The sequence below is a fragment of the Mycobacterium sp. 141 genome, from assembly GCF_000382405.1.
Taxonomy (GTDB): Bacteria; Actinomycetota; Actinomycetes; order Mycobacteriales; family Mycobacteriaceae; genus Mycobacterium.
Genome location: NZ_KB908257.1, coordinates 1 through 13,064 on the forward strand (window position 1 = coordinate 1; position 13,064 = coordinate 13,064).

Consider the following 13,064-nt stretch of genomic DNA (forward strand, 5'->3'; position numbering starts at 1 on the left):
CCCGACGACGAGACCCTGGGCTTGGGTGCGACCGCAGCCCTGCTGCGCGACGCGGGTGTCGACTTCCAGGTGCTTTCGGTGACCGATGGTGGCGCCGCATTCGGGGACCGCTCGCTCCGAGCCAATCGGACGGCAGGCAACGTAGTGCTCCCGGCGGGGTTGCGGTTCCACGCGCTCCGGCACACGTACGCGAGTCTCTGCGCGGCGGTCCCCAGTATCTCGGTGCGGCAGGTGGCCGAGTGGATGGGGCATGCGAACCCGACGACCACCGAACTCGTCTGCACGCACCTGTACGCGAAGGCCGACCACGACGACGAAATGGCGGCGCTCGGCGCGTTAGCCGCTACTCCGAAGTACCACGGCGACAACGTGATACCGCTACACGGTTAGACCAAGTTCTCCCGTTCGAGCACACCACGAATCTCATGGAACTTGGCAGAGATATTGCCTTTCGGATACCGAATCTGAGTGAGGCCGTGGATATTTGAGAAGTCGTCGCAGCCTTCTTCGACCATCACGATGGCTTTGTCGAAGCCGAGCCTGCCTTGAAACAAGCCCACTTCGTGAATGACATTTTGCCGCGCGCGGAAGCCGCCCTCGGGGGGTCTCATCCTCGGCCGTCATCACCAGGAACGCCATGGCGGCGCTGTCGAGCATCTCGCTGAGCCGCGCGATGGTTGAGTATCCCGCGGTTGGCACCCGATTGAATTCGTCAACGGGCACTCCAAGTTGGTCTTGAACGTAGTCCTTGAGCTCGCGCCACTGGTGGGAGCCGCCGTGTCCAATGAACACGCGACTGCCCAGTTGCGCCGTGGCAGCCATCGGTGGGCTGGCAGGCCTGCGCCGCAGGTGTTTTGCGGCATTATCGGCATGATCTGCTAGGGATCGCAAACATATATAGGGAGCTTCTATTGCTTGCCGGTCACCATAGATTTGGTGGTGCGGAGACACTTTCAGACCCGCATTGATCGCGGTTGCGTCGCGAGACATAATTTGCCCGCTAGGCAAGAACTGACGCGCGAACGCCATCGCTCCCGGCGCGCTGAGGTCGCTAACCTTCCCGTTGAGGCCGGACAGGTATGCATCCGGTTGCGTCGATTGACAGTTGGTGAGAACCGACGACACGGTTTCCTTGCCATCGAGCAGAAGTTGGCGAGCCTGATCGGACTTCTCGCTCAGAGCCTTGAGGTCAGCTACACCAGCGTGGTCAAAGATGTATTCTCTGACATCATCGTCGTCGTCATACACGACCCACCCACGGCCTTGGCCGCCGGTCATCATGAGTCCCCACTCTTTATCGAATAGGTCACTCGACGGTGGTGGCTGGTACCCGGCGTAGTACGTACGTGCGTGATAGCCGAGGTTCGATCCAGACCAAGACTTGTGGACGCTTTCGATAACTGCGTCGAGGGCCTCAATTGGCCCCCGTACTTCGGCTGAGTCGCCCTCCGCGACAACCTCGCGCAGCTTTCGGGCGGTCTCCTCCAGCTCGGCTATGTACTTCTCGTTGTCCGCTGCTGCTTCGTTGGTGACCGCGACCATGCTCAGCATTTTCCCACCACTGGGTGACAAGCTTCCGCAGGCCGGGGTATCGAGCGGTCAGCGGAACCGCCGTTACAGCCCGTTTGCCCTGCTCAACGTGGAGCCGATGACGGGAATCGAACCCGCGTATTCAGCTTGGGAATTTGCTATGGCCAGATCAATACAGTTCGGATAAGCTGCAATAGCTAGCTACGGTTCCTGGCAAGCCGCAGGCCAAGCGCAATTTTACATGCCCGGCCGCGAAGCGTTGCTACCTATCAGAGACCCGCTGCATCCCCGCTGCTCACGGCCAGGTGACGGTCACGCACAGCAAAGCTCGGTTGCATCTGCCGACCGCGGGTCGTCCCAGGAAGACAATTGGTCGGGTTAGGACGATTCGTCAGATGCGTCCGAAGGTGTATCCGCGCTCTCGGAAGGCGAGGGATCCGAATTGTCTACCGTCTGGATCTCATTGCGATCCAGCGCGAACATAAGAAGTGCCGCCTTGATCGTCTTCAGTTCAGTCTTGCTGGCGTGTCGATAGTCAACGAACGTATGGCCGGGTGACCGAAGGTCTCCGTCGGTCAACGGTGTCTCACTGTCGTCAATTGCGCGAGTTCCCGCTTCGCTCACTTCAGCCACGGAGCACCCCCACACGCCTTTTGACTTGGAGTTTGCGTTTTCGTTGTGCCAGTCGCGGCTCGCTTGCGCGGATACGAGAGATGCGCGCGCGAACGATGGCTTCCGCTCATCGGCTCGCTGTGGGCCGAAAGAATGAAGGTCCGGCCGTCCGTACTGGACGTCCCAGATATGTTTGCAAATCTGCCGGTAAAGAAGCTCGGAAGGCTGCGAATCATCGGGGATGACGCTTTCTCCCGGAAGAAGATCAACGAATTCAGCCTTAGTCACAGATCAGCTCCATCGACAAATGCAAAAACGTCGGTGATAACAGTTGTAACAGAGGCAACAGGCTCGGTTTCACCTCGTGTCATCTGGAATAGTTCGAAATCTGCATCAGGCGAAATCTCGATGGTGGTAACTCGCCGGCTGGTAGCCCATTCCAGGCTGACGCCACCCTCTACAGTCGGAAATATGCCAGGTTGCGCTATTCCCTTTTCAAGCACATGAAGTAACACGTTCCTTGCGCCATCTAAGGCCGAGAAGGCTACTACTTCACTATCCAGGTAGTCATCGTGCCAACCGGCTTCGAGGTTGGCTAACTCGATGAAGCGCCTCGACCAAGGTTGGCCATCGATTTCAAGCAATTGAAGTTTGGTAATGTCCAGAATCCGCTCTAGGCGTGTATTTGCAAAACGTAATCGACCATACATTCGTACAACGGGTGCGCCCTCGCTCGAACCTAGGACCGCCTTCAGGTCAGCGAGAATTTCTTCGTCCTTGTAACGCCCGTTCACCGTGCCGTAAGTATCTGACACGATAGTGTAATTTTTGTTATCGGCATTGATTGCTGTGAGACGGCCAACGATCCACCCGATTTCGGTGTGCCGTTCAGGTTTGGTGAGTTTCTTATAGGCCGGAACTAAGCGCTCACGGATGTGGCGTGATGTCGATGGTGTCAACTCGACTACGCGCGCGCGCTGTCCCTCAGTTTCCGGCGACCTGATCTCGATGCGTTCGTCGTCTTGTAACGATGAGCCGAAGTCGCGAAACTCTTTGTACTCAAGCAGCGAGATAATTTCAGCGTCGGCCGACGGGCTTGCTGCCAATTCCAGATCTTGCTCGACTAGATCGCGCCCTTGATCATAGAAGTTGTCGTAGATGCCGACGCTGGGCCGTTCGAGAACAGATACGGCGCTCCCAGGCTCGACATCCGTAAGAACTAGGTCGAAGTTCTCTTCGAAATCTTCAGGAAGGTCTCGACCTTCGTTGGCCTCTCGCCACTGCTCGGCTGCTGCTCGCAAAACCAGTGCGCGGTAACGGACAATTTCGTCCAACGAACGAACGGGAATTCGACCGTTCTCGAAGTCATCTCCGACCATCCGTACTCGGGCGAATAATGATCCTGACCACTCGCTCTCGTGGTCGTCGTCAGCCATGCGCGCAGTGTAGGGCATGTAGATTGGCGGACTGCACGACTGTAGCCGAAACGATAGAAATCAGCCGCGGAGTGCCACATTTGCCGCCGTGCGACCGCAGGGAACCAAGCAAGGTCGCTGTCGATGCACATTCGCGGGCTAGGCCGGGCCGGATCGGCGTGACGGGGCGGTTTTGGCCGTTTCGGGGATTGCGCCACGGGCGCACGGTCTGCCCGTAACGCATCGGACCGGGTTGCAGCGGATACGGCGGTTCGGCTGGCCCGTAGGTGTCGCTCAATATGCGATCTTCGGCCCGCTGCGACGCCGACGTAGTACCGACTCTTGCCCTTGCGGGGTTTGAGTTCCACACCAGCGCGAAAACCGGCGTACTGGCCGCGAGGACCCACGCGACCAACGCGCACGTTCTGACGAACCGACCCGCGAACGACGCGCGTCGGCAGCGACCGTTTGACCCGCGTTGACCGTCACCAGACGTTCTACAAAGCCGTGTTCCGTCCCGCAGTTGCACGCGCCAACCGCCTTGGCGGGGTTTCGCCCGAATCGCCGGAATCGGCGGAGTCTCCCAAGTCGTGCAAATCGTCGTGATATCCCAGACCGTCGTTGGTGCTGCCGCCAGCGCTCAAGTTCCACGCGTTGCGGCACACCTACGCGAGTTTGTGCGTTGCGGCTGGTATCCCGCCGTTGCAGCTTTCGCGATTCATGGGTCACGCCAAGGTGACGACGACTCTGGCGATTTACACGCATCTGTTCGATGACGATCACGCCGAAACGATGACCGCGCTCGAAGCGATGAGCCGCCCAACCGCTGCGCCGAACATCACTCCGTTGCGTCGGCGGGGTTAACCTCGTTAAATAGCGCGTCAATCTGAGCGGCTGTTTCAGGCGATCGGTTCTCCGTTTCGTGCCTCGCTAGCATCATTCCCACCGGCGAAAGCTGAAACGAGAGTGCATTTGTTGACTGAATCAGATCGAGGAACTTTGCCAGTTCTGGACTAGTATCGCGAATCATTGCTGTGAATTGCTTTTCATCGATGGAGTGATTTAGCAGAAAATCGCGGAACTTGGCTTCTGCGCCACTGAGGCTCTTGATAACCTGCCGGTCAACTGACAGGATTCTCTTGACTGCACTGGTCTTAAGCTTGAATTTTTGCGAGCCGGAAAGCACGTGTGGAATCTCAATTATCTGGACTATTTCGTTCAAGTCCGCGTTCATTTCCGCTAAGGTTCCAGAGACGATTTGCGGTAGTTCGTTAGCGTCAACCGGGTCGTACATCGCGTTCCTGTGCGCGTTGTAGATTCTTGCGTAAACCGTACTTCCTAAACCAGGGACGAATGTTCCTGCTTGAGTCGCGCCCATGTATCCGTAGTCGAACGCATCTGTAGGTATTGCAGAGTAGTACGGACAAAGTTTGTCGTGCAGTACGGAAATGAGTTCATTCGGGCCGATGGTCAAGTGGTGGACGAAGCGCGTTATGCGAATGATCACGCTGAGTGCATTTAAGTGATGCGTTGTCAATTTCGGAGCACATTCTATTGACTCGCGTAGGACGATTTCGCGACGAGTTCGTATAGGTTCGCCCGCTAGATCTGCGAGTAAACCTGAGAGTATACTGCCTAATTCGGGGTCTCCCGTTTCGGCGAAATTACGTTGACTAGAGGCTAGCGGCCCTAGGAACCGAGGGTCTTTAAAACGCTCGTAAAGCATCTCGTCTTTTTCGGCGATCTTACGTATCACTTCGTCGGTGATTTGTTCGGTTCGTCCCATAATTAAGTCTTTGGCGATTGGAAGCGAGTCCAGGAAAACGGATTTGGCCACGTCTAATGCGATTTCTCGTATTTCGGTAATTGTCAGAACGGTGCCGACATTGATCGTTCCATAGTCGGTGTGAATTTGAGTAGCGTCATTACCAGCGGTCATGTCGGGCACGGATCAGGAATCCTTCCGCTTATCGATGTTGAATGTGCCGCCACCTTCGTTGATGATCTGAGTGGCGTTATCGCCTGCGGTCATCGTCGGTTTCTGCTCGACATTGTTCGTGGTGGCCGGTGTGTCAGGCCGGTCGTTTGATTGCCACACAGTGAGCAACGTCAAAGCCGCGACCAGGCCGAAAGCGATGCCGATGGTGAGCCATACCCAGCGCGGCCCGGTATCGATGGGCAATGCACCTATGACGATCCCGCCAGCGCGATCACGGTTGCGCCGATCCATGCCATGTACTTAGCCACCCGACTGACCTCCCCTTTCGGTGGCGTAAACGCTACCGGCACGGTCCGACAAGACAGATCAAGCCAGCAAACCGTTTCGGCACGAACGTTTCGCGCGCTCACGGTTAAACGCCGGTCAAGATCGCCCTTGGCGGGTGGTTAGGAGTCTCGCATGAACCGCTGATCAGCCGATGTATCGAGCCGATGACGGGAATCGAACCCGCGTATTCAGCTTGGGAAGTCGATTCGGGGCGTCCAAGGGCGTCCGTGGATGGTCGTAGACCGGCATCGACCTGCGCGAACCATCCATCCGTGTCCACGTCTATCCGGCGTTCACGGTCGGACTTGTGACATCGTCGTGACAGCGAAGGTGCTTGAGCTGCCGGGATCGCGAACAATCCGCCAACGGCTTGGTTTTGGCCGCGTTCGAGAATTGAGTGTTACTCCCGTCTGACTGGGAATCCGAGAATGAACTTGGGTGCAGCATTTACATCGGCCAGTGGTGAGTTGTACGCGCCAACTCTGTTATTGCCCCACGCTGTCAAAGCGCTCTCAAGGTGTTTGGAGATGTCCGAGTCGAAGGGAACGACTGAATCGGGAACCTGCTCGTACCCGCCGTATGCTGCTAGCTCCTGATCCTCGACATGGTGTATTGCGAAATTGTATTTATCCCACAGGGGCGGTCGGTTGAATAGAAACCAGAAGTAAGGGAACCTGCCGGGGACCGATTCAACTAAGGTCCTTAGCTCCGAAGTGCCAGCATCGTCCACATACTTTTTAGGTGCTTGTTCAAAAAATCGTACGAGTTCATCGAGTATTCCAGCCAACAGATATGTTACATATAACGCGGCTAGCAATGTTGCGGATTTAGTATAAGTCTTGCCCATGCCAATGGCCGCCCTACCACTTAGATAGTTTCTATTTGCGTGCAGTTCGCGAGCGGCGTTATGTGTAGGATGCAAGAATTTACCGAGAAAGGTATAGTGCGCCTCTAGGAGGGCAGTTCCGCCGTCATCAAGTATTTCGTTAAGTTCTAGACACACACGCAGGGCATCGTATGAGAGATAGAAGCGGTACAGGTTGTCTGCCTCCCGCCTTCGATCCTTTTGCATCCGTCGCTCATCGCCGCTGGCGGGGTAGTATTCGAAATATTCCTCGTCCTTGAGACGAAGGGCTTCGGGCATGAACTCTTGGAAATGAAAGTAATGTGCAGGGATGAAAAAATCCGGCTCATCCTCGCTGGTTAAACCCTCGAAGACGTACATAAGACATCGCTTCGCACGAGGATATTTCGCAACGTAGAGAGCGTCTGCTTCGCCACGACTCCGGAGCTCTTCCAGCTCCCTTACTTGTTGTTCCAAGTGTTCTTTAAAATCTTCGGGCGATTTGGACTCTAGATTCACGATGCGGAAGTATTTGCGCCCTCTGCACATCAGCATGAGAAGCATATAATTCTCAAGTAAGGCTCTGCATAGTCCGAGCGCGTCAGCGACACTATTACTCTTGATAAGGTGTAAGCACGAATCGGCGGTTTCGACACGGAAGTTTACGAACTCTGTTACTTCTGAGTATACAAGATTGTGTGTCTCGCCAACCTTGACTTTCTCGCCCCAAGCGACATATGCCCGGATCAGGCCGTCCGCAGTGTCGAGCGCCTGTTGGATTTCATCATCAATGCTGGCCATTCATTAACCTTAAGAGAAGGCACAAGTCGTATTACGCAGGGCCGCCGGAGAGAGAGGCGGCGCTTGCCGTTCGAGGCGGAGGTTGAGGGACTTAAGGGGTCACCCCCCACCCCCTACGTCGATGCCTAGCTCAGCTAGGAGAACCTGCGCTGCCGCTGAGCTAGTCGGAGTCCTCGTCGCTCTCCGCCAGCACTCGGTAAATGGTTGCGCGACTGACGTTTAGCGCCGCAGCGATAGTGCCTGCGGACTCACCAGTAGCGTGCATCCGCTGCGCGAGTCGGACCTTGCCGTTATCCAGTGCCTTGGGGCGTCCGATGGCCTGTCCGCGTGCGCGACGTGCCTCACGCGCCGCGCTCCGCCGCTCGCGGCCCAACTCCAATTCCAGTTCAGCCAGACTTGCCAGCACACCTGCCACCATCCGTCCGGTCGCGTTGGAGGTGTCGATGCCTTCACGAAGTGAACGAAGCACGATGCCGCGCTCGCCAAGTTCCCTAATCGTGGTCATTACTTCTGCGGCGTTCCTCCCGAGCCGGTCGATGCCGACGACCACGATTGCATCGCCAGGCCGCGCATAGTCGAGCAGATCGCTTAGCCCTGGTCGATGTTCCCGCGTGGACATGCCGGAAAGCTTGTCGGTGTAGATGCGCTTGGCATCCACGCCAGCCGCAGTCAGCGCGTCGAATTGTTGGTCCAGCGACTGGTGAGCGGTGCTCACGCGGGCGTACCCAAGTTGCACACCAGTAGGGGTGGGAGCCATGGAGATGGTCATGCTCTCAGTGTGTCTCAAAAATCGCATAAGTGCAAGGTTTTGCAACGCATATTTTGAGGCAACGTCTGAGACAGAGTCACTTGAAAGTTTCTGCGCGGCAACCACCCCGACCTTCACGGTTTCAAAACTTTTAGTTCTGAGACCGCGTTCGCGAGACGGTCCACAGCGCAGGCTATTAGCGGACTTCGAACGACACGAATAACATGGATGTCATTCCTTCAATGAGGGGGAGCCATATGGGTCGGACGACGAAGGCGACCGAGACTCAAATCTCGCGACCCGACCAGGTGGATCGGGCAGGTGATGATCCGGGTGACGGTCCCGGGCTGACTCCGTCTGCGCGAAACATGTTTCTTCGCGAGTACTTGTATGTCGATAGCGACAAGGTGCGAGGAATCCTCTCGCAGATGGATGACGGTGTCCCGGAATCCGCAACAACGCTTGAGCGTAAAGAAAAGGACGCAGTAGCCAAGAATAATTGGATTGGTTCACTCGGGCGACGGACAATTGACGAGGAGTCAGTCCAGAAGAACATGGGCGACTCTCTATTTAAGATTCTGGAAGAGGAGCTAGAAGCTCTAGGGATTCTGCACGATTTGTCGGAAGAGGTTGCAGGTCAACAGACGACCTCTGAGATAATGCAGAGAATCCGACCTGGCTCATTGATAAGAATAACTGCCCCGGGAACATTGTTTCATCCAGGACAGCTTTCTCATTCTTTAGTGGGCATCGCCACTGCTGCATACGGCGTCTCACACTTGGTAGGGTCTGCTGAACCCGAGACGCTAAACATTGGTAAGCAGCGAAAAAGCGGTCAACCGGGCAAGGGGCGCACTGTCCAGACCGGCGGGCCGGAGGATGCTCTTAGCGTTTTTCCTGATCCGATACCAATGTTGGACATTTCGCGGGATTTTGTCGCTGGAATTATACAATTTGTCAGGGGTACATTTAGCGACGGAGTGCATCTGCACTTACGGCCACAGGGAGTAAATGGCCCAATTATTACGGCCCGATTAGAAGACGGCAGAAGATTTCTAGACTCCACGCCGGAGATTTTGTTCTCTCGCTATGGATTAGGCGAACAAGAATGGACACTTGTCGGCACCGTAGGCCAGCTTGGCAGCGCCCACGAAGCCGGCTATCCGGATATTGCCGATGCTGACGGCAATATGAACCGTGCCGCGATGGTGAAGCTGGTCGAGACATTCCTAGGTCACGCCGGAGAGGTTGGCCTAATCGACCTACCGGCGTCCTCGGGATTCTCCGTAGTCCCGCTGGCGGTTTACCGGGCGATAGGTTGGGAGTAGAGCCTGCTGTGCCCGGAGGGGTAGCTCGAATCACTGGGCAGGACGGTTGTTGGACCGCTTGCCAGTCGTAGCAGTGGCGGACGAGTTTCCGAAATTTGTGGGGACATGTACGGGGTCATAGATACTTTAGAAGCGCAACAGGAAAGAGGCTGGTAGAAGCATTTTGGGTACACGCTCAGTGTGAAGCCAGTCCATGTCCAGCGTGAACGCCCAAATCAGGCGCGTGGCTAAGCCCTCTAAGCGGCGCTAAGTGACCGAGCTCCGTCGTGGACGCGGCACTTCTCGTGCCAGTTGCCAAGGCCACCTGTTACCGCGTGGGCTGGAACGACGAGGCACCGCGCACACGAAGCCCGGTCGATGAATCCCTTGTCCTTCGCGAGCTTGATAGCATTCGACACCTCAGACTTTGACAGCGGTTTGCACTCGCCGCTCGGGCTTACGTCTGCGAGCAAGCGCCCAATCTCGCCGAGACCGAAGTTCGCATGTCCGTTCGCCTTGTGCTTCGCGAAGGCGAGTCCGGCGAGACGGAGCCAGTCAGGCAGCGTGCGGTCCTTCGCCCGTTCAAGCCAGACGGACTGGTAGTGGCCGGACCAGGAGTTGATCGGCATTGCGACTACGCCGCGCTCGCCGCGACCAGTGCGTCGATGTAGTCGATCAGCGCCGATTCAGGAATGAGACGACGGCTGCCTACTTTGACCCAACGGAGGCGGCCAGCCGCCATCTCCGTATAAAGCTTCGAGCGGCTCAAACCAGTCCGGGTCGCGGCGTCGGTGATGCTGTTCAGAAGAACGGCCTGTGTCATGTACTTCCTCGAACTCGTCATGCTCTGCTCCGTAAGGGAGCTTCAAGCGGCCAAATCTGCTTCGTCCTAGAGCGTAGCATGTTGTTCGACAATGAAGCTATATGTGTGCCATCATGTCGCAATGCCGAGCATCAATCGCGACGCCAAGACGTTCGAGACGAACCGTGCCCACTGGTTCGCTTTCGCGGTCAAGCAACGCCGGAAGGCGCTCAGGCTTACGGCTGCGGAGCTGTCGAGGCGTACCGCTGACTTGGGCTATCCCATCAGCCGGGGCGCTATAGCGAAGATCGAATCCGAAGTGCGTTCGGGCAAGATCGACGTAGCTGAGGTGCTGGTTCTGGCCAGGGCGCTGGACGTGCCTCCGGCTCTCCTCCTCTTTCCCGCCTTTGCGACTGATGGCCCGGAGGAGCTTCTGCCTGGCTACTTTGCCCGCGGCGAGGACGCTGTCCGTTGGATGGCGGGCGAAATCTCATACCCGCAGGAGTACGAATCGTTGAGTATGACGCTCTTAGGTGAGCCCGCGCCGCCAAACAGCGGCGTAAACCTTGTGGATGCCGCGTCGCTGCTTGCGCAGGCTCTCGATACTCGCACAGCGCTGGTCAGGTACTTGCAGGAAGTAGAAGGCGACCCCGAAGAGGTTGTGAACGCCCGCCAAATGCTGCAACGCAATGCTGAGCAGATCGCCGGGCTCCGACGCCGGAGGCGTGACGCGCTGATGGAACTGTGGGGGATGCGTCCCTCCGATAACGAGTGGGAGGACGACAGCGATGAGTAGGCAGCAGCTTCCGCCGCGGATCAAGAAAATCATGGTCGCGGACCGCAAGACGGGGAAATCTGTTGTGCGGTATCAGGTCACCGTTGACACAGGCATAAACCAGCAGACGGGACGGAGGCAGCAGGCACGTCGGCGTTACGCGACTGAGCGTGAGGCGCGGATGGCGTTTGCAGAAATCGCCGACGCTACGGCGAAGGGGCAGTTTGTATCCCGTTCGAGCGTGACGGTGGACGCTATGTGCGTTGCGTTTCTCGCCGGTCGCCACAACCTCCGCGCAAGCTCAAAATCAAAGCTGGAGTACGACTTAGCGCCGCTCCGTGAGCGGTTTGGGCACCTGCCGGTCCAGCGACTGACCAAAGCGCATGTTGACGCCTTGGTTGCCGACCTTGTCGCAGGCGGGACAACGACTGCTAAAGGGCGGCAGCGGAAGCCATGGTCCGCTGACTCGGTTAATAAGGTGATCGCGACTGTAGAACAAGTGCTGGCGGACGCGAAGGGGCAGGGGATTGTGCCTCGCAACGTCGCGGAGTTGGTCAATCGCGTGGCTGCGCCACATAAGCAGGTCGACACGTACACCGAGGCCGAGGTGTTGGTGTTGCTGGAAGCAATCGCTGGCGACCGACTCGGGCATGCTTGGGAACTCGCCCTTTCTGGCCTGCGTCGTGGTGAGGTTGCCGGACTGAGGTAGCGTGACGTAGATCTGGAGTTCGGCACCCTTTCGATCACCAACAATCGCGTTTCGGCGGGCGGTCAGACTGTCGAGAACGATCCGAAGTCCGCCGCGTCCCGGCGCACCTTGCCGCTGCCAGAACGGCTGGTTGGTGTGCTGCGGGCGGCGAAGGCTCGGCAAGCGGCAGAACGGCTGGCACTTGGCTCAGAGAGCGGTCCGTGGGAGTACGTGGTCTGCAATGAAGTAGGTCAGCCGTATGCGCCTGGGGTGCTATCTCGCTATTGGCGCGACACTGCGCGGGCAGCAGGCGTTCGGCACATCAAGCTCCACGCTGCGAGGCACACCTGCGCAACCCTGATGCACCTGAACGGGGTCCCTGCCGCAGTGATCGCCGCCTGGATCGGACACAAGGACGCAAGCCTCACAATGAAGCTCTATGCCCATTCGCAGGACGATGCGCTGAAAGCTGCTGGCGCAACTTTGAATCGTGTTGTGACATTGCGTGACACTGGCGTGGTCTGATCGAACAGTTCGAACGACGTTTGCCCTGCTCAACGTGGAGCCGATGACGGGAATCGAACCCGCGTATTCAGCTTGGGAAGCTGATGTTCTGCCATTGAACTACATCGGCGGTGTGTGGCTAGGAAGGTTAGCATCCGCAGCCTATACGCTCGTCGGGTGCTGCTCTCCGATCGCGATATCCGAGCCGAGATCGCCGCGAAACGCCTGGCCATCGAGCCGTTCGACGACACGCTGGTGCAACCGTCCAGCGTGGACGTGCGGCTGGACAGCTTGTTCCGGGTGTTCAACAACACCCGTTACACCCATATCGACCCGTCGATCCAGCAGGACGAGCTGACCAGCCTGGTCGAACCGGATGCTGGTGAGCCGTTCGTGCTGCACCCGGGGGAGTTCGTGCTCGGCTCCACCTTGGAGCTGTGTACGCTGCCCGCCGACCTGGCAGGCCGGCTGGAGGGCAAGAGCTCCCTGGGCCGGCTGGGCCTGCTGACACACTCGACGGCCGGCTTCATCGACCCGGGCTTCTCCGGCCACATCACCCTGGAGCTGTCCAACGTCGCCAACTTGCCGATCACGTTGTGGCCCGGCATGAAGATCGGCCAGTTGTGTCTACTGAGGCTCACGAGCCCGGCCGAGCATCCGTACGGCAGCGCCAAGGTCGGGTCGAAGTATCAGGGTCAGCGCGGGCCGACTCCGTCGCGATCGCATCTGAACTTCATCAAGTCCTAGGCGCCGCGAGCGTGCGCATATTGCT

General features: G+C 57.6%; 14 protein-coding genes, 1 tRNA gene and 1 pseudogene. 7 read left to right on the forward strand and 9 right to left on the reverse strand.

Annotation, left to right across the window (positions count from 1 at the left end; translation table 11 throughout):
* Positions 1-390 (forward strand): annotated as a pseudogene (locus H276_RS25190) (hypothetical protein); the annotation flags it as partial.
* Here the strand turns inward: H276_RS25190 and H276_RS25610 are convergent.
* From H276_RS25610 to H276_RS0105175, 3 genes are all read right to left on the reverse strand, one after another.
* Positions 387-611, reverse strand: a complete 225-nt coding sequence (locus tag H276_RS25610; protein WP_019970239.1) for a TIR domain-containing protein — start codon at positions 609-611, stop codon at positions 387-389. The pseudogene H276_RS25190 and the gene H276_RS25610 overlap by 4 nt on opposite strands.
* A gap of 1,297 nt (positions 612-1,908) precedes the next feature.
* Entirely contained in the window at positions 1,909-2,430 is a 522-nt protein-coding gene (locus H276_RS24495; protein WP_155942964.1) for a hypothetical protein, read from the reverse strand.
* Entirely contained in the window at positions 2,427-3,578 is a 1,152-nt protein-coding gene (locus tag H276_RS0105175; RefSeq protein ID WP_155942965.1) for a hypothetical protein, read from the reverse strand. Before H276_RS0105175 ends, H276_RS24495 begins: the two co-directional genes overlap by 4 nt.
* A 603-nt stretch (positions 3,579-4,181) precedes the next feature.
* Between H276_RS0105175 and H276_RS25200 the strand changes: the two genes are divergently transcribed.
* Positions 4,182-4,421, forward strand: coding sequence for a tyrosine-type recombinase/integrase (locus tag H276_RS25200; RefSeq protein ID WP_019970244.1), 240 nt, complete (start codon positions 4,182-4,184; stop codon positions 4,419-4,421).
* Here H276_RS25200 and H276_RS24505 read toward each other — a convergent pair.
* The 4 genes from H276_RS24505 to H276_RS0105200 form a co-directional block, all read right to left on the reverse strand.
* Entirely contained in the window at positions 4,396-5,496 is a 1,101-nt protein-coding gene (locus H276_RS24505; RefSeq protein WP_369758420.1) for an LPO_1073/Vpar_1526 family protein, read from the reverse strand. The two genes, H276_RS25200 and H276_RS24505, sit on opposite strands and share 26 nt — an antisense overlap.
* Before the next feature lie 12 nt (positions 5,497-5,508).
* Positions 5,509-5,787 (reverse strand): hypothetical protein, encoded by a 279-nt coding sequence (locus H276_RS0105190; protein ID WP_019970246.1) that lies wholly within the window; start codon positions 5,785-5,787, stop codon positions 5,509-5,511.
* A gap of 436 nt (positions 5,788-6,223) precedes the next feature.
* Positions 6,224-7,468, reverse strand: coding sequence for a hypothetical protein (locus H276_RS0105195; protein WP_019970247.1), 1,245 nt, complete (start codon positions 7,466-7,468; stop codon positions 6,224-6,226).
* Positions 7,469-7,628: 160 nt separating this feature from the next.
* Entirely contained in the window at positions 7,629-8,237 is a 609-nt protein-coding gene (locus H276_RS0105200; protein ID WP_081625405.1) for a recombinase family protein, read from the reverse strand.
* Positions 8,238-8,644: 407 nt separating this feature from the next.
* On the opposite strand from H276_RS0105200, the gene H276_RS24510 reads away from it, so the two are divergent.
* Positions 8,645-9,544 carry a hypothetical protein gene (locus H276_RS24510; protein ID WP_155942967.1) on the forward strand — a complete coding sequence of 300 codons (900 nt, stop codon included), beginning with the start codon at positions 8,645-8,647 and terminating at the stop codon, positions 9,542-9,544.
* A 613-nt stretch (positions 9,545-10,157) separates the two neighbouring features.
* On the opposite strand, the gene H276_RS0105215 is transcribed toward H276_RS24510, so the two are convergent.
* Positions 10,158-10,346 carry an AlpA family transcriptional regulator gene (locus tag H276_RS0105215; protein ID WP_036460645.1) on the reverse strand — a complete coding sequence of 63 codons (189 nt, stop codon included), beginning with the start codon at positions 10,344-10,346 and terminating at the stop codon, positions 10,158-10,160.
* Positions 10,347-10,467: 121 nt separating this feature from the next.
* Here H276_RS0105215 and H276_RS0105220 point away from each other — a divergent pair, with 121 nt between their 5' ends.
* Genes H276_RS0105220 through H276_RS25210 form a run of 3 tightly spaced genes read left to right on the forward strand, consistent with a single transcriptional unit; the run spans position 10,468 to position 12,313 of the window.
* Entirely contained in the window at positions 10,468-11,121 is a 654-nt protein-coding gene (locus H276_RS0105220) for a helix-turn-helix domain-containing protein (RefSeq protein ID WP_019970252.1), read from the forward strand.
* The gene (locus H276_RS25205) at positions 11,114-11,809 is read left to right on the forward strand and encodes an Arm DNA-binding domain-containing protein (RefSeq protein ID WP_019970253.1); all 696 of its coding nucleotides are present in this window, start codon (positions 11,114-11,116) and stop codon (positions 11,807-11,809) included. Before H276_RS0105220 ends, H276_RS25205 begins: the two co-directional genes overlap by 8 nt.
* Before the next feature lie 33 nt (positions 11,810-11,842).
* Entirely contained in the window at positions 11,843-12,313 is a 471-nt protein-coding gene (locus H276_RS25210) for a tyrosine-type recombinase/integrase (protein WP_231376620.1), read from the forward strand.
* Positions 12,314-12,348: 35 nt separating this feature from the next.
* Here H276_RS25210 and H276_RS0105230 read toward each other — a convergent pair.
* Positions 12,349-12,422 (reverse strand) — tRNA-Gly (locus H276_RS0105230).
* 47 nt (positions 12,423-12,469) lie between these two features.
* Here H276_RS0105230 and dcd point away from each other — a divergent pair.
* Positions 12,470-13,039 carry a dCTP deaminase gene (gene dcd, locus H276_RS0105235; RefSeq protein WP_018602502.1) on the forward strand — a complete coding sequence of 190 codons (570 nt, stop codon included), beginning with the start codon at positions 12,470-12,472 and terminating at the stop codon, positions 13,037-13,039.
* The last annotated feature ends 25 nt before the right edge of the window (positions 13,040-13,064 follow it).